This is a genomic window from Faecalimonas canis, from assembly GCF_054601575.1.
The window spans coordinates 47,535-65,406 of the sequence record NZ_BAAHSI010000027.1; the positions used below are offsets into that span (position 1 = coordinate 47,535).

Sequence of the window (17,872 nt, forward strand, 5' to 3'; positions counted from 1 at the left end):
AATGAAAAGCGGTATAATATATTATCGTGGACTGCAAGAGTTAAGTTCTTGCAGTCTTTTTGATTACAAATTTTGAGTAAGGGAGGGAACTTATAATGTCGATGATTAGAGCAGAAAATCTTACGTTTTCATATTCTTCAAGTTACGATATGATTTTTGATCATGTCAATTTTCAGATTGATACGGATTGGAAACTTGGTTTTGTGGGAAGAAACGGAAGAGGAAAGACAACTTTATTAAATCTTTTTCTCGGAAAATATGAGTACGGAGGGAAGATTATCAGTTCTGTACAATTTGATTATTTTCCATATAAAGTGTCTGATAAAAAACAGATAACGGAAAATGTATTGCAGGAAATTTGTCCGCAGGCGCAAGAGTGGGAACTCATGAGGGAATTATCTTATCTTGATGTTGAAGTTGACGTATTATGGAGGGCGTTTGAAACGCTTTCAAACGGAGCACAGACCAAGGTATTGCTTGCCGCACTTTTTTTAAATGAGGAACATTTTCTTCTTATAGATGAGCCGACAAACCATTTGGACAAAACGGCGCGTGAAAAAGTGTCTGCATACTTGAAAAAGAAAAAAGGATTTATTCTGGTATCACATGACCGCCGATTTTTAGACGGATGTGTTGACCATATATTGTCGTTGAATAGAGCGGATATAGAGGTACAAAGTGGAAATTTTTCTTCGTGGATGACAAATTTTGAGCGACAACAGAGATTTGAATTGGCACAAAATGAAAAACTAAAAAAAGACATAAATCGTTTACAAAAATCCGCAAGGCGTTCTGCGGTCTGGTCCAATCGGGTGGAGGCGTCTAAAATCGGTGCGGCAGATAAAGGATATGTCGGTCACAAAGCGGCAAAAATGATGAAACGGTCTAAAACAATTGAGATAAGACAGCAGAAGGCGATTGAGGAAAAATCGTCATTGCTTAAAAATAGGGAAACAGTTGATATATTGAAAATGCAACCGTTGGAATATCATGCAAATTTACTGGCATCATTTTCGGATGTATCTGCTGTTTATGACGGACATCAGATTTCTGAGCCGGTAAAATTTGAAGTACAGCGTGGAGAACGCATTTTTATTGATAGGAAAAATGGCAGCGGTAAAAGTAGTCTGTTAAAAATGTTGTTAAATTATCCGATAGAACATACGGGTACGATAACAATCGGTTCCGGTCTTATTATTTCCTATGTTCCGCAGGATACTTCTCATTTAAGAGGGAATTTGTCAGTGTTTGCCGAAGAACATAATTTAAATGAAAGTTTATTTAAGGCGATACTTAGAAAAATGGATTTTGAGCGTATCCAATTTGAAGAGGATATGAGAGATTTTTCGGAAGGTCAAAAGAAAAAGGTTCTAATTGCGAAAAGTTTATGTGAGAAAGCACACTTGTATGTGTGGGATGAACCGCTTAACTTTGTGGACATATATTCGCGTATGCAGATTGAACAACTTATAGAGGAATTTTCACCGACAATGCTTTTGGTGTAGCATGATATGGCGTTTAGAGAGGCAATAGCAACGAAAACTATAACATTATAAATCAAAAAAGATTGNNCAATCTTTTTTGATTTATATTTCATCTTAGTCGTACTGATTCATCCATTTGATAAGTTCTTTACAGTAATCATCATGTCTGTCTACGAAACAAGTATGTCTTGCACGTTCCCAAAGAATCCATTTAGAGTTTGGAATTCCATCTGCCATTGTTTTGGCAACAAGAGGAGAACAAAGGTCTGAAATACCGCTGCAGATTAATGAAGGAATTTCGATTTCTCCGAGTCTGTCGATATATTCAAAATCTCTAAGGCTTCCTGTAGGTGCAAATTCGTTTGGTCCCCATCCTTCAACGTAAGATTCAGAACCTGACTTTTTAGGTCTTTTACAACATTCAGGAACGTCTTCTCCAAGCCAGTAGTTACAGTATCTGTCCATATATTCAGCAACTGCAGCATCATATGCTTCACCTGTGAAGTCGCCTGTTTCAAGAGCGTGATTGATTGCATCCTGCATATCCTGTGGCATCATTTTGATACGGCGAAGACCTTCTCTTTCCCAAAGAGAACTGCTTGGGTGACCGCTTGAAATGATGAAACTCTTAACGCCCTGTGGTTTGTAGTCGATTGCGTATGCGATCTGCATCATACCGCCCCAAGACTGTCCGATAATATGACATTCATCTAATCCAAGGTGTTTTCTTAATGCGTCAAGTTCGTCCAACCAAACTTTCTGATTCCAAAGTTCAGGATGTCCGTCAAGGTAAGAGTTACCACAACCAATTTGGTCGTACATAACGATCATACGATCATCGTCATCTGCAACATTGTCCAATACCTCATAATAATTGTGAGTTGAACCCGGTCCTCCGTGAAGACAGATTAAAGGTGCCTTTCCATTATTTTTTCTTTCGCCAACTATTCTATAGTATGTCTGATATCCAAGATATGGCATATATCCTTCTGTAATTTTTGCCATGATTTTTCTCCTTTCTGACAAGTTTTTGACTAATATCTAGTATAATACATTTATGTTAAAAATGCATCAATTTTGTCAATAATTTTTTATGAAAATGAAAAAATCCGGTATTATGTATTGAAAGAAAATGAAATTAATTTATGTATGACATAGAATATTTAGTATAGTGAAATATATTTATAAGAGTGAGGGAAAATAAGTTTGATATTTTATATTTTGACATTATATTACTTATGACATTTTTGCCGATATGGAGAATGCAGAAACCATGTTCCGACACTGGTTTTGGGAGTGACGGAATCATCTTTCAGTCAGTGGATAATAGAAATATAAGAGTATATTGTAAACAAAATTTGTTTTGTACAACTTAAACAAAAATTAAGATAAAATTGCTTTTAAAATATTGACAAAGCACAATAACGGGCATACTATTTTTATATCAATACCATGTAGTGCGTTAGCAAAGTAAGGAGGGATTAGATGAAGAAAAAAATTGTAGCAGGTATGCTGACAGTTGCAATGCTTGGGATGTCATTAAGCGGTTTTCAGGTACAACAGGTGCAGGCGGAAGAACATTTGGGAAAAGTTGGAATGCACGTATCGGCAAAAGAAGGCGGATATGACCAGACATTACCGGATTTGCATTTTGAAAAGGCAGACCCATCCAAAAGCAGTGGATATGTAAAAGTATATCCGAAAGAAAAAAGGCAGACTTTTCTTGGAGTCGGAGGGGCAATGACGGAATCGGCAGCGTATAATTTGCAAAAATTAAGTCAGGAAAAGCAAGAAGAAGTTTATGAGGCGTATTTTGGAGAGAGTGGCGCTAAGTATTCTGTTTTACGTTCAACTATCGGCTCGGCAGATTTCTCCACAAGGTCTTACAGTTACAATGATACGGAAAAACCTGATCCGGAATTGAAAAATTTCAGTATTGAAAAAGACTGGGATTACATTATTCCGGCAGTGAAGAAAGCACAGTCATACAGACCGGACATTAAATTTTTTGCAGCACCATGGGCGCCGCCGGCATGGATGAAAAAGAGCGGTGTCAGAAGAGGACAGACAGGAACGGCAGGTCTGAATCTTGTGGATAACTCCGTAAAACCGGAATATTATGAGAGTTATGCAAATTATTTCGTAAAATATATTCAGGAGTACAAAAAAGCGGGAATTGATGTATATTCCTTATCTATGCAGAATGAAGCGCAAAATAATCCGAAATGGGAAGCGGCGACATGGTCTACAGATGCGGTAATTGATTTTGTGGGGAATCATCTTGGACCTGCACTTGAAAGAAATAATTTAGACCCACAACTTCTCATTTGGGATTGGGATAAAGGCAATGACCCAATGCATCATGACGGTTTTGTTAAGTTTAATACGAAGGTGCTGAGTAACGCAAATGCAAGAAAATATATTGACGGAATTGCATTTCACTGGTATGCAGGTGACTTGTGGCATGAAATTAAAGGCGTTCCAATGTGGTCGAAGGATTTTTACAGTCTGGATACAGTAAAAGAACAATTTCCGGACATACATCTCTATGCTACCGAGGCGTGTCAGGAAAAAGGCGCATGGTTTGGTAGTTATGACCCTGCTGACCGTTATATTTATGACATTTTAAATGACTTTGAACATGGAACGGAGGCATGGATTGATTGGAATCTTGTTTTAGACAGAGAGGGTGGTCCTACACAAGGTGTAGTTAATAAGTGCCATGCACCAGTTATGCTGGATGAAAATAATAATGTGTGTTATCAGCCATCGTATTATATTTTGAAACAAATTAGCCGTACGGTACAGCCGGGAACAGTTAGTATCAAAACCACAACAGATACGGATATTGTAAAAACAGCAGTTATGGATGATGAAGGAATGATTTCCGTTATGCTTGGGAATGTTACTGACAGTGAAAAGAAAGTTACTGTGATAGATGATGACAGAAGCGTAGATGTTACATTAAAACCACATTCACTGACGACATTGAAATATGACAGTGACTACCAATCAGATGAAAATATAGATGAATCTCTTCCTGACAGAGCGGTTAAACCAATTGCGGCAATGGCAAGCAGTTATGAAAAAAATCCAATTTATAACTATCAGGCTTCTTCAGCCATTGACGATAATATGAAAACAAGATGGGCAAGTGATTGGACAAATCAGGAGGACATTACATTTGAATTAGCATCGAGAGCAACAGTATCCGGTATACAGTTATATTTTGAAAACGGATATGATGCGTTGTATGATATTCAGGTATCTGATGATGGAAAGAACTTTAAGACAGTCAAAACTGTAATGATAGAGGAAATGAAATCACCGGATGTAACGGTGAAATTTGCTCCGGTAAAGGCAAGATATGTGCGAGTTCAGGGAATCCAACGAAATAATAAATATGGATATTCAATTTACGATGCGAAAGTATTTGTGAAATAAGTGTGAAAGGGGACGTAGTCTTTTTCAAAAAGGTTACGTCCCCTTTCACAGTTTTTTCACAATCATTTTTCGATATTTTCCGGGTGGCATATTGATTATTTTATAAAATAATCTGGAAAAATGTTGTGCATCATTCAGTCCTATTGACAGCGCTATGTCGACAAGCGACATATCTGTTGTGGCCATTAATTGAATGGCTTGGTTAATACGATAAATATTAATATAATTGGCGAGTGTAAGATTCATATGATGTGAAAAAAGTTTCCCCAGATAGCGTGTAGATATATTTAATTCTTTTGCTATATCAGGAATTAAGATTTTTTCGTGAAAGTGTTCGGCTACATACTGAAGTGTATAGGAAATATAGCCGTTTTGTATATGGACTCCGGGTGTTAGGGGTTCATCTTTGGAAACTTGTTCTAAAACATATAACATTAATTGGGCAACGTATAAATTGTTCGATATAGCGGAGTAAGAGTGGGGATGTTGATAAATGCCTACAATGGAAGTGGCTAAATTAAAAAGGGTAACATTTGATACTTGCTTATAATAAAAATTGCAATGAAATAACAAGGCATCTGAAAGTGATATGGAGAATTCAGATGTTTTTTTTACTAAAATATGTGCAAATAATTCAGGTTCAAAGTGAATATGCAGAAATTCACACTGCTCATTTTCTTTCACTTCAAAAGAATGAACAGTGTTGGGTAAAATCATAATAAAATCATCCTTTTTACAAGAAATATCTTTTCCGTTAATATTCATAAAGCAGTTTCCGAGTGTAATTAGATAGACTTCAAAACTGGTATGAATATGACGGCCAAATAGATAGGGACCTGAGTGATTTTGCAGACATCCTCCGGATACAGCGCAGGCGGAAATGTCAAAGTAATCAGATGATGTTGAAGAAACCATTTTATACCTCTTTTCCTGCCATAAAATTGGCATATTTCTTGTCTATAAGTATACAGAGAAAATAAAGTGATGTAAAGAGGGAGTTCCGAATTATACAAAAAGATAAGAAGTTATGGTACATATATGCAATCATTTTTTGAAAAAGAATGGTATAATAGAAATATAAAGAAAAAGAAAGATTAGGAGAAAATATATTGAAAAAAAGAAAAAAATTAGTAATAAGTACCTGTATTATAATCATTATCATAGGTATTTTCTTCATAAGTGAAATGATGAAACTCCAAAAACAAGGGGAACAAGACGAAGTTCCACAAGTAGTGACAACTATATCGGAGGAGGAATATAATTTTTATTGTGAAATTGTACAAAAAAATTATAAGGGAAAAGACAAGAAAAAATTAGATAAATTAACAAAACAATATGCACAAAATGTTTATTCGCAATATACACTTGGAAAAAAATATGGAGTGTGTGAGCCCTACTCTTATGAATACCTGAAAATGAAAATGGAAACAGAAAATCAACAGAGAAAAGCAAAAAAGGATGCTGGAGAAGTTGTATATGGCACATTAGAATTTAAATTGGATGGGTATTTACAATATCAGTTAAGTAATTTAAGACTGGCTATTATTGACAGTGTCGTAAAAAATAGTGATAAAACATTGGAAAAGAAAGCAAAGAAATATTGGGAAGAACATCAAGATAATTTTAAAAGAATTTCTTCTGTAGAATATAGACTTGATAAAGAAATAAAAATAGTAAAATGGAAAGATTTCCCTATGTTAGAAAAAACAGATAGCCAGTTATTTACTTATCTATATGATGGGAAAGAAGGAGATCTTTTTTCTATTGAAGAAAATGGTCGTATAGTTGAGGGGGAAATTATCAAGAAAACAATGCAAAAAACAGATTTTGATGAAAACAAAACAGAGATAATTAAAAACTATGTTGGTAATGTATACTATGATGAATTGATTAAACAATCAGAAAGAGAAAATATACTTGAATACGAATAAAGCAAAAATAGAGTTCCACGCTATTTTTGGTTTAGCATAAAAAATAAAAAGGAGGAAAGAAATGAAAGGGAAAAAAGTAAAACGTCTTATCGCCGTTGCATTAGCTACAGCGATGACAGTAACGATGTTTCCGGGAATAACACCGGAAAATGCAGGTGCAGGAAAAGTTAAAGCAGCATCTACAGTAACAAATGAAAATTTGTTAAAAAATCCAAATTTTGAAGAGGCAACACCTTTTACAGAACACTCAGAAGAAAATCAAAATAATAAAACAGGAAATTGGTTTTATTTTCAGAATTCTGTAAAAAAAGAAAAAGGAAATGCGCATTCAGGAGAATGGTCAGCATCATTAGGAGAAACGAATGACGCATTAGAGCAGGATATACCGAATTTGCAAAAGGGAGCAACATATAAGGTATCGGTATGGGCTAAAAATACAAATCCAAACGGTCTAAAAGCGTATTTATGCGTAAAATTTTATGGTGGAACTGAAAAGAAGGTTGCGATTACCTCTACAGACTATAAAAAATATGAAGTGGAATTTGTTTATACAGGTGATAACTCAGGAAAAAACACGAGAACGGCAATTTGGGTAGAACGAGCAAATACAGGAAATATTTATGTAGATGATTGGTCATTTACAATTGCTAGTGATTTAAAGAGTTTAAGTGTGGAAAATGGTACATTGACTGCTGAATATAATGAAGATTATACAGGAAAAATGGTTGCTAGCGATTTTGATTTTTCGTATACATCTTCATTAGAGAGTGAAAAAGCAGAAAAATTAACTATTACAGAAGAAAAAGTTAATGGTAAAACATTAACAATGAAATTTGCTCCAATTAAAAAACAACCGGTTGAGCAGAAAATTACAGTGACAGCAACTTATAAGCCGAAAAAACAGCCATTAGTAGTTGATTTTACAGTAGCACCTTCAGGAGAAACTGTTACAGAAGCAAAACTAATGGGAATTTCAGCAGAAAATGGAAAAGTGGTTGGAAATTTAGATGTAGTTCCTACGGTTGCGCCAGCAAAAAAAGATTTTATTTTAGAGTATAAAATCAATGATGGTGCATTTACGAAAGCAGAAATCAAAGAATTTACTTATGATAAGGCAAATAAGAACGTAGAATTGACATTTGATAAAATTTCAGGTGCTATAGATGAGAAAAAAGTAACCGTAAAAGTAACTTATAAAAATGTTGCGAAAACAGCACAGTTTGTTGTAAAACTTGGAAGTGGTGTGAAATATTATGTGGATGCAACAAAAGGAAAAGATACAAACGATGGTACAAGTCCTGAAAAGGCATGGAAGAGTATTGACAGAGTCAATAAAGAAAAGTTCCAGCCGGGAGATGAAATTTTATTTAAAGCAGGAGAAGAATGGACAGGTGCGTTAAAGCCACAAGGTTCAGGTGTAGAAGGTGCTCCAATTAGTATTGCAAGTTATGGAGAAGGAAAAAAACCACTTTTAAAACCGGGAAAAGACTGGACAATCTCTCATATGGATATTGCAAACAAAGTAGTTCCTTCGCCTACAGTAAATAATGTAATTACATTTTTTAATCAGGAATATTGGGAAGTAAGAGATTTAGAACTTTATGACTCTACATACAGTTCAAATGCTCAAACTAGAGTCTTCCGCAGAGGAATTAACGTTTCGGCGGAAGATGCAGGTGATCTTCGTTATTTCAAATTTGATAATTTAACTATCCATGGATTTAGAGGACCTAATGACAACGATGGAAAATCATCAGGTGGTATTATTATGACAGTAACTACAAATCGTTATGATGCATCAAAACGAGTAAGAACTGCTATTCATGACATTAGTGTTACAAATTGTGAAATGTATGATTTGGGAAGATCTGGAATCAACTTTATTTCTCCATGGACAACAAGAAAAGGTGATGAATGGAATAAATATGGAAGTTTTGATTATGTTGGAAAAGGTGAATGGAAACCATATGAGAATTTCCGTTTAAGTAATAACACAATTTACAATATTGACGGTGACGGAACGATTGTAGACGGCTGTAAAAATGTAGTTGTAGATCATAACACTGTGTATCGTACAGTGTTAAATTGTTGGTATGGAGTTGGTTTATTTAACTGGAATTCAGATAATACGGTATTTGAATATAATGAAGTATACGAGGCATCACCTTCAGATGCACTTTTAGGAGCAGGAGATGGACAGGGAATAGAAATCGACGCTTTAAATAAAGATACTTTAGTACAGTACAATTATTTACATAATAATGCAGGTGGTATATTTATGTGGTGCTGTACAGCCAGATTAAGAGGATTCAACGGAGTTTATCGTTATAATATCAGTCAGAATGATGGAGCAAAACACGGTGTAATTGACTGGAGAGAGGGTCATGAAGGAAGCATGGCATATAACAATACGATTTATTTAGACAACAGTGTGAAGAGAGAATGGCTGAAAAACGGATATACAGGTGGAAAAAGTGATGCAAAATTCTGGAATAATATTATTGTCAACAGAGGCGAAATGAAGGCAACAAATTTCAATGAACAGGAAATCGATTATGAAAGAAATATTTTTGTTGGGTTTGATGCAGTTCCTTCAAATGATGAAACAGTTATTCAAGAAGATCCTATGTTTGTTGCAGAAGGAACAGGTGGTAAAGGAATTAACAGTCTGAAAGGTTATCAGTTGCAGGAAAATTCTCCAGCAATTGATGCAGGAATTAATATTGAAAATAATGGTGGAAAAGATTATTTTGGTACATCATTAAGTGATGGCAAAACAGATATTGGTGCAGCGGAATATGTGAAAGCAGAACCGGAGAAACCGGAAAAACCAGAGAAGCCGGAGAAACCAGAGAAGCCAGAGAAACCGGAGAAACCAGAGAAACCGGAGAAGCCGGAGAAGCCAGAGAAACCAGAAAAACCGATACAGCCACAGAAACCTTCTAAAGAAGCATTGAAAAATGTTTTGATGGAAGTTAAAAAATTAAATAAAAAAGATTATACAGCGGATAGTTGGAAGGTATTTTCAGATGCATTAAAAACTGCACAGTTCGTATATGATGATGAAAATGCAACAGAAAAAGAAATTGTAGATGTATTAAAGGAATTAAAAGATGCTCAGAGTAAACTTGTAAAAGTAGGAGAAGAACAATCGCATAATAAATTTGATACAAAACCGAATACACCTGTAAAAACAGGAGATGTAGCACCAATATTTCCATTGACAATTATGGGAGTTGGAGCAGTGTTGGCAGTTTTGTTTAGGAAGAGAAGATAGTAATTGGGGACGTAGTAATTTTATAAATCACTACGTCCCCAATTACGATTTACCGTGTCCCTAATCTCTGGAAGCCCTGTCCCTTTTTGAAGTTAAGTGTGAATTCTCATAAAACTGTAGCCTTTTTCTTTTGTTCGCCCATTGACACTTTTTAATATATATTTTATATTCTAGTCAAACCAAATTAATTGAAATAAAAAGGAGATAACATATGGGATTTTCATTTGATGTTAGTGTACCGATAGTGACGGTATTTTTTCAGGGACTATTGAGTTTTTTCTCTCCATGTGTACTTCCGCTTATACCGATTTATATAAGTTATCTGTCAGGTGGAACAGGAGTGAAAGGCGGAGATGGGAAGATTCACTTTAAGAAGAGTAAAGTGATGCTTCACACGCTTTTTTTTGTGTTGGGAATTAGTTTTACCTTTATTGTGTTAGGATTGGGAGTTTCGACATTTGGCAGTTTTTTTAAGGACAATCAGCTGGTTTTCGCACGGATAGGTGGAGTTTTGGTTGTGGCATTTGGATTATACCAACTGGGTATATTTGGAAATAGTTCTTTTCTTGGAAAGGAAAGAAGGCTGCCGATGAAGGCAGACGTTCTTGCCATGTCACCGATAGTTGCTTTTATTATGGGATTTACGTTTAGTTTTGCGTGGACGCCATGTGTTGGACCGGCACTTGCCAGTGTGCTTTTAATGGCTGCTTCTGCAACGACAAAATGGGCGGGATTTGCATTGATAGGAGTGTATACGGTGGGATTTGTTCTTCCGTTTTTGGCAGTTGGGTTATTTACGACTACTGTTTTGGAATTTTTTAAAAACCATATGAAAGTAGTGAAATATACTGTGAAAATCGGTGGTATATTGATGATTCTTATGGGATTGCTGATGTTTACGGGAAAGATGAACGCATTTACCGGATATTTATCGGGAACTTCTTCACAGTCAGAAGCGAAGAAACCGAATAAAAAAGTAGAAAAGAAACCGGAAGAAAAACCGGGGGAAGAAAGTATGGCTGCCGTTGATTTTACTTTGTATGACCAGTATGGAAAAGAACATTCATTATCAGATTATAAGGGGAAAACCATTTTCTTAAATTTTTGGGCTACATGGTGTCCACCGTGTAAGGCGGAAATGCCGGATATACAGAAACTTTATGAAACATATGGAGATGACGGAGAAGTCGTTATTTTAGGTGTTGCTGCCCCAAATTTCAGTAATGAAACAGATGAGGAAGGCATTAGGACGTTTCTAAAACAAAACGGTTATACTTACCCTGTACTTATGGATACAGCAGGAGAGTTGTTTATGCAATATGGCATATCTTCTTACCCGACTACGTTTATGATTGACAAGGAAGGAAATGTTTTTGGATATGTAAGCGGGCAGTTGTCGGAAGATATGATGAAGAGTATTATTCGTCAGACAATAGAAGGGCAACGTGAATAATTACTATGGGAAATATATGTGAACTGTGATATAGTCAAAGAATAAAAGATAAAAGTTAGGAGGGATTGTTATGCCAGCACTTTATGCACATAATCAATTTGGAAATCGTGTTTTGCAGAAACTTGATGCGAAGAAAAGAGCGTTTCTTTTAAAAAATTTAAGACAGTTTAGAATTGGGTTACAAGGACCGGATTATTTATTCTTTTACAAACCTTTGTCACCAAATCCGATAAGTCAGATAGGATTTCAGATACATGAAAGACCGGCGGCAGAATTTATGGAGTATGCAAGGAAGGTTATTCGTGAAAATGGAACAGAATCTCCGGAATATGCGTATATTCTTGGATTTATTTGTCATTTTACATTGGATAGCGAGTGTCATCCGTTTGTAGCCGAAGAAATAGAGAGGACTGGAATCGGTCATGTGGAATTGGAGAGTGAATTTGAAAAATTTTTAATGAGAAAGAATGGTGAAGAACCACTTTCTTATCCGGTAGGAAAAACTTTTCCGACAGATAAAGAAACGGCGAAATGTGTGGCAAAATTTTATGAGGGTGTAGAGCCGGAGGAAGCATACAAAGCACTGAAATCTATGCGAAAATATAAAAGTATTCTTGTTGCACCGGGAAAGGTGAAGAGAACTATTTTGGATAAGGGAATGAAGTTGGTTGGACAGTATGATGCTCTTCAGGGACATTTGTTTAAAGTGGAGGATAATCCGAAATGTGTGGAGAGCAATGAGGGACTTTATGAGAGATTTAAAAATGCAGTTCCGATAGCGGAATATCTCATTCAGAAATTTGATGAATATTTAGAAGGAAGTGTTTTAGACGAGCGTTTTGAACGTGATTTTGAGTAGTTTTGGGGGAATGTAAATGAATGAGAGTAAATTGACTAAGTTAGAAAAATATTGGATTTTATATGATGTGGGAAACTCGGCATTTATTTTGCTTGTAGCTACCATTCTTCCGATTTATTTTAATGCGATGGCGGAAAATGCAGGACTTTCAGAGGTGGATTATTTGGCATATTGGGGATATGCAACCTCAATTGCTACATTTCTAGTGGCGATTATCGGACCGGTTTTCGGTACGATTGCAGATACAAAGGGGTATAAAAAACCGATTTTTGCTATTAGTATGATGGTCGGCGTAATCGGGTGTGCAGGACTTTCTTTACCGACATCGTGGGTTGTCTTTTTGGCAGTGTTTGTTGTGGCAAAAGTGGGATATTCAGCCAGTTTGATTTTTTATGATGCGATGCTTGCGGATGTAACGACACCTGAAAGAATGGACAGGGTGTCTTCTCACGGTTATGCATGGGGGTATCTTGGAAGTTGTATTCCGTTTATCATCAGTTTGTTTTGCGTACTGTTTTATGAAAAAATAGGAATCAGCATGACGGCAGCCATGATATTTGCTTTTTGTTTGAATGCAGGCTGGTGGTTTTTAGTTACGCTTCCTCTGCTTAAAAATTATGAGCAGACGCATTATGCGGAAAGGGAAAAGCATCCAATCCGTTCAAGTTTTGGAAGGTTGGGAAAGGCTTTTCGTGAAATGAAGGAACATAAAAAAATATTTTTGTTTTTAATAGCCTTTTTCTTTTATATTGACGGAGTATATACCATTATTGATATGGCTACGGCGTACGGAAGTGCATTAGGATTGGATACTACGGGGCTTTTGGTGGCACTTTTAGTTACACAGATTGTTGCATTTCCATTTGCACTGCTTTTTGGAAAGGCATCAAAGAAATATGAAACGGCAAAGTTAATTAAAATATGTATCGTGGCGTATACAGGTATCGCAGTTTTTGCTATTCAGTTGGATAAACAGTGGGAGTTTTGGGTACTTGCGGTCGTAGTTGGAATGTTTCAAGGGGCTATACAGGCATTATCCCGTTCTTATTTTGCCAAAATTATTCCACCGGAAAAATCAGGAGAGTTTTTCGGATTGTTTGATATTTGTGGAAAGGGCGCTTCATTTATGGGGACGGCTTTGATGGGAGCGTTTGCACAATGGACAGGCAGTCTGAATGGAGGAGTTTCTATTCTAGCGATTATGTTTTTGATAGGATTGATTGTTTTTGCGAAGGCAAATCGATTGGAGGGGTAGCATGAAAGCAAAGAAATTAGACACGAAAACACAAATTGGAATAGGTATTTTTTCTTCATCTTCACCTATATCCAGCACAACTCCGGTTCGTTATGTGAATGGGAAAAAATACTTAGAAGAAAAAGGTTATAATATTATTGACGGTTCGTTATTTCAAAAGAAAGATTTCTATCGTTCGGGAAGTATTTGCGAGAGGGCGAAAGAATTTAATGAACTGCTTTACCGAGATGATGTACAAATTTTGATGTCTTCTATAGGAGGAAATAATACAAACTCAATTCTTCCATACATTGACTATGAATATTTACGAAAACATCCTAAAATGATTGTCGGTTATTCAGATACAACAGCGCTGTTGTTAGCAATTTATGCGAAAACAGGATTAGTAACATTTTATGGACCGGCGTTGGCGGCTTCTTTCGGAGAATTTCCTCCGTTTGTCGATAGGACATATGAATATTTTCGGCAAATGCTTCAATATACAGAAGGGTGGTTTTCTTATCATCAGCCGAAATATTGGACAGATGAATTTGTTGATTGGAGCACACAGAATCGCTCGAAAGAAAAAAGAGATAATGAATGGGTATGTGTAAACGAAGGTAAATGTACAGGCAGAATTATAGGCGGTAATCTAAACACAATGGAAGGTTTTTTTGGAACAGAATATATGCCTGAGATACGGAAAGGAGATATTCTCTTTATTGAAGATTCATTAAAAGATGCCTGTACTATCGAGAGAAGTTTTTCGTTATTGAAACTGGCAGGTGTGTTTGATAAAATCGGAGGATTGATTTTAGGGAAACATGAAAAATTTGACGATAATAGAACAGGAAGAAAGCCCTATGAAATATTAATGGAAGTTATTGGAGAAGTGGATTTTCCGATATTGGCTGAATTTGATTGCTGCCATACGCACCCAATGTTTACATTGCCGATAGGGTGTCAGATTGAATTGAATGCGACAGAGAAAGAAGTGACGTTATTAGAAGTTCCGTTTGAGAGATAGAAAAGGTGGGAGTATATGAAAAAGAAATGTATCGTATGTCTGCTTACGGTTTTGCTTTTTTCGATTTTTCTGACAGGGTGTGATGCAGACAAAGGGGAAAGTTACCTGAATGCTACAGTGCTTGAAGTTCAGGAAAATATTCTTATTGTTAAACCTATTGACAACCAAGAAACGAAAGCACCAAAGGAAGTAAAAGAGGCAGAGAAACTTACTTTAGACTTAACGGGTTTTGATATAAAAGTAATGCCGGAAAACTTAACGGTAGGTGAAAAAATTCGTGTGGTTTTTAATGAAGATAGTGTAGAAAGGGATAATAACGTTAAAATAAAAATCGTATTTGCTGTTTATCGTATAGATAAAAACGGAGATGTCATAATAGAAGAGTGACTTTCATAAGCGAAAGAGCGTGATTTGTTTTTGAATCACGCTCTTTCTTTTTGAGATTTTTAAAACTTTTTCAGTTTAAAGCATAAAAACGTTGAAGAATTACAGAAATAAAGTTATAATAATGAGGAATAAAAGTGAAAGAGGATATTATTTATGAAAATAATAAGTATGTTATACAATTTGATGTGGGGAGATTTGATTACAATACCTCTTCCAAGTGGAAGTTCTATAGGACTTTCGTTACTTGTAATGATTTTAGTTCCGGCAGGCATATTTTTTACGATAAGGACAAGATTTATTTTGGTGAGAAAGTTTCCGCATATTCTTCAGATTGTAAAAGAAAAGAAAAGTAAAACAACGAAAAACAGTATTTCCGGTGTGCAGGCATTAATTGTATCTACGGCTACCCGTGTTGGTATGGGCAATTTAGTCGGGGTAGTTGCGGCAATCTCTGCCGGGGGAGCGGGAGCGGTATTTTGGATGTGGATTTCTGCTCTGATTGGTTCGTCCACTGCATTTGTGGAGGCAACACTGGCACAGATGTATAAGGAAAAGGATCCGTTATATAATGGGTATCGTGGCGGTCCGGCATACTATATTCATTCATATATGACGAGGAAAAAGGAGAGAAGATACAGTCTGATAGCCGTTTTGTTTGCAATTTCAGGATTGGTGTGCTGGTGCGGGATAAGTCAGGTAATCAGCAATTCAGTAACATCTTCTATGGAAAATGCATTTCATATTCCGCCGATTTACACAACAATTATACTTGTTGTAGTTTCGGCAGTTATAGTTTTAAGAAAAAATGCAACAGTAAAAGTTTTAGATATAATTGTGCCGATTATGGCAGGAGGATATTTACTCATTACTCTTTTTATTATCGGGAAAAATATTGGAATGCTGCCGGAAGTTTTCAGTAGAATTTTTGCTGAGGCATTTGGGCTTCGTCAGATTGTTGCAGGTGGATTTGGTGCAGTATTGATGAACGGTGTCAAAAGAGGGCTGTTTTCCAATGAGGCGGGAAGTGGTTCAGCACCGTGTGCAGCAGCGGCGGCAGATGTAAATCACCCTGCAAAAGCGGGGCTTTTGCAGGCATTTGGTGTATTTATTGATACGATTGTGATTTGTAGTTGTTCTGCAATGATTATGCTTTTAGTGCCCCAGACGAAAGTTGAGGGGCTTGTAGGAATGGAATTTTTGCAGAAAGCAATGGAATATCATATGGGTGAATTTGGAGTGATTTTTATTACGATTACTTTGTTGCTGTTTAGTTTTTCTACTTTTATCGGTGTGTTGTATTATGCAAGGTCAAACGTAGCATATTTGTTTGGCGATAACTGGACATCCCAGACGATTTATAAAATCGTTGCGTTGGTGATGTTGTTTATCGGTGGTTTGGCAACATACACATTTGTGTGGGACTTGGGAGATGTTGGAGTTGGATTGATGACGATTTTCAATATGATTGTTCTACTTCCTATGTCAAAGCAGGTAATAGATGTGTTGAAAGATTATGAGAAAAAAGCATAATGTATGGGCAGGGATGAGTTCCTGCCCATTTTGTGTTTATAAAAGGGAATGAAAATAATTGTTAAGACTATTTGTGAAATTTGAACATGGTTTATCTTCCGAAAATCAGTTGCTATACTCATTTGAGTATGTTACTATAACATCTTTCACAGAAATTCTATCTGTGACTCAGCCAATCGGCTTATCTTGAGGATATCCCTCAATTTTACCAAACAACAAATCTATAGTGAATGTTTGCATGAAGTATCTTGCTGAAAAATTCTTTTTTGCGTATACTTAAATATAAGATTTCTTTGTGTTTTTGCAGGGTTCTTTCATGCGAAATGAAAGGAGAAATCTATGCAGGACAAAGAAAACAGAGAAGTAAAAAACAGCGTATTTGTAGAGTTATTCTATGCAGATGAGTCAGCGGAAGAAAATGATATTGCTCTTTTTAATGCAATCCATGATGAACCGTTGTCGGAGGGAACAATTATCCGAAGATTTAAGGTAGACACAACAATCTATATGCATTTTCAGAACGATATTTCTTTTGATGCAGGTGGAAAACTACTTGTATTTGGTGAGCATCAGTCCACCGTTAATGAAAATATGCCTTTCCGCAGTCTTTTATATATTGGTCGTGCCTGTGAGCAGATAGTTGTCGTTCGTGACCGCTATAAAAGGAAAAGAGTTCCCCTTCCTACACCTGAATTTTATACATTTTATAACGGAAAAGAAAAAGGGGATAAAGAAAAAGAATTACGGTTATCGGATGCTTATATGGTAAAAGATTTTCAGCCTATGTTGGATTTGAAGGTGAAAATGATTAACGTTAATTCAAGTGAGCAACACGAGATTTTAGAAAGATGTCAGGTTTTACGGGAATACAGTCAGTTTATTGATATGGTAACGAAATATCAGGAAACAGATGTATCCGAACCATATAAAAAGGCAATTCAGGAATGTATTAGAAAAGGAATTCTTGCTGAATATCTGAAACGAAAAGGAAGCGAGGTTGTAAATATGTTGACAGCAGAATATGATTATGAGATGGATATAGAAGTACAGAGAGAAGAAGCTTTTGAGAGCGGAAAAGAATTAGGTGTAGAATTAGGTTTAGAAGTAAGCAGAGAATTATATGTCAAATTAAAGCAACTTGGAAGAACAGATGATATTCTAAAAGCAATAGAAGATAGTGAGTATCAGAAAAAAATGTTAAAAGAATTTGGTTTATAATAGCAGAAGGAGGCTATCGGTTAATACC

Annotated in this window: 13 protein-coding genes; 11 read left to right on the forward strand and 2 right to left on the reverse strand. The window is 36.0% G+C overall.

The window, feature by feature from the left end; all coding sequences use genetic code 11:
* The first annotated feature begins 95 nt into the window (after positions 1-95).
* Positions 96-1,505, forward strand: a complete 1,410-nt coding sequence (abc-f, locus tag ACYPXO_RS08095; protein ID WP_459640080.1) for a ribosomal protection-like ABC-F family protein — start codon at positions 96-98, stop codon at positions 1,503-1,505.
* Positions 1,506-1,598: 93 nt separating this feature from the next.
* Here abc-f and pepI read toward each other — a convergent pair whose 3' ends face one another.
* Positions 1,599-2,489, reverse strand: coding sequence for a proline iminopeptidase (pepI, locus tag ACYPXO_RS08100; protein WP_459640081.1), 891 nt, complete (start codon positions 2,487-2,489; stop codon positions 1,599-1,601).
* A gap of 480 nt (positions 2,490-2,969) precedes the next feature.
* Here pepI and ACYPXO_RS08105 point away from each other — a divergent pair, with 480 nt between their 5' ends.
* Positions 2,970-4,928, forward strand: a complete 1,959-nt coding sequence (locus ACYPXO_RS08105) for a discoidin domain-containing protein (RefSeq protein WP_459640082.1) — start codon at positions 2,970-2,972, stop codon at positions 4,926-4,928.
* A gap of 45 nt (positions 4,929-4,973) precedes the next feature.
* Here the strand turns inward: ACYPXO_RS08105 and ACYPXO_RS08110 are convergent, their stop codons facing one another.
* The gene (locus ACYPXO_RS08110; RefSeq protein WP_459640083.1) at positions 4,974-5,843 is read right to left on the reverse strand and encodes a helix-turn-helix domain-containing protein; all 870 of its coding nucleotides are present in this window, start codon (positions 5,841-5,843) and stop codon (positions 4,974-4,976) included.
* Between the two features lie 194 nt (positions 5,844-6,037).
* Here ACYPXO_RS08110 and ACYPXO_RS08115 point away from each other — a divergent pair, with 194 nt between their 5' ends.
* From ACYPXO_RS08115 to ACYPXO_RS08155, 9 genes are all read left to right on the forward strand, one after another.
* Positions 6,038-6,859 (forward strand): hypothetical protein, encoded by an 822-nt coding sequence (locus ACYPXO_RS08115; protein ID WP_459640084.1) that lies wholly within the window; start codon positions 6,038-6,040, stop codon positions 6,857-6,859.
* 61 nt (positions 6,860-6,920) lie between these two features.
* Complete coding sequence (locus ACYPXO_RS08120) at positions 6,921-10,136, forward strand: carbohydrate binding domain-containing protein (RefSeq protein ID WP_459640085.1); 3,216 nt, start codon at positions 6,921-6,923, stop codon at positions 10,134-10,136.
* A gap of 211 nt (positions 10,137-10,347) precedes the next feature.
* Positions 10,348-11,589, forward strand: a complete 1,242-nt coding sequence (locus ACYPXO_RS08125; protein ID WP_459640086.1) for a redoxin domain-containing protein — start codon at positions 10,348-10,350, stop codon at positions 11,587-11,589.
* Positions 11,590-11,659: 70 nt separating this feature from the next.
* Positions 11,660-12,448: a zinc dependent phospholipase C family protein gene (locus ACYPXO_RS08130; protein WP_459640087.1), complete on the forward strand. Its 789-nt coding sequence runs from the start codon at positions 11,660-11,662 to the stop codon at positions 12,446-12,448.
* Positions 12,449-12,464: 16 nt separating this feature from the next.
* A complete protein-coding gene (locus ACYPXO_RS08135; protein WP_459640088.1) occupies positions 12,465-13,703 on the forward strand; it encodes an MFS transporter in 1,239 nt (412 codons plus the stop codon).
* A gap of 1 nt (position 13,704) precedes the next feature.
* Positions 13,705-14,709 (forward strand): S66 family peptidase, encoded by a 1,005-nt coding sequence (locus ACYPXO_RS08140; RefSeq protein WP_459640089.1) that lies wholly within the window; start codon positions 13,705-13,707, stop codon positions 14,707-14,709.
* Positions 14,710-14,724: 15 nt separating this feature from the next.
* Complete coding sequence (locus ACYPXO_RS08145) at positions 14,725-15,096, forward strand: hypothetical protein (RefSeq protein WP_459640090.1); 372 nt, start codon at positions 14,725-14,727, stop codon at positions 15,094-15,096.
* A gap of 153 nt (positions 15,097-15,249) precedes the next feature.
* Positions 15,250-16,626 (forward strand): alanine/glycine:cation symporter family protein, encoded by a 1,377-nt coding sequence (locus ACYPXO_RS08150; protein WP_459640091.1) that lies wholly within the window; start codon positions 15,250-15,252, stop codon positions 16,624-16,626.
* Between the two features lie 339 nt (positions 16,627-16,965).
* On the forward strand, positions 16,966-17,844 hold the full coding sequence (locus ACYPXO_RS08155; protein ID WP_459640092.1) for an RpnC/YadD family protein: 879 nt from the start codon (positions 16,966-16,968) through the stop codon (positions 17,842-17,844).
* The last annotated feature ends 28 nt before the right edge of the window (positions 17,845-17,872 follow it).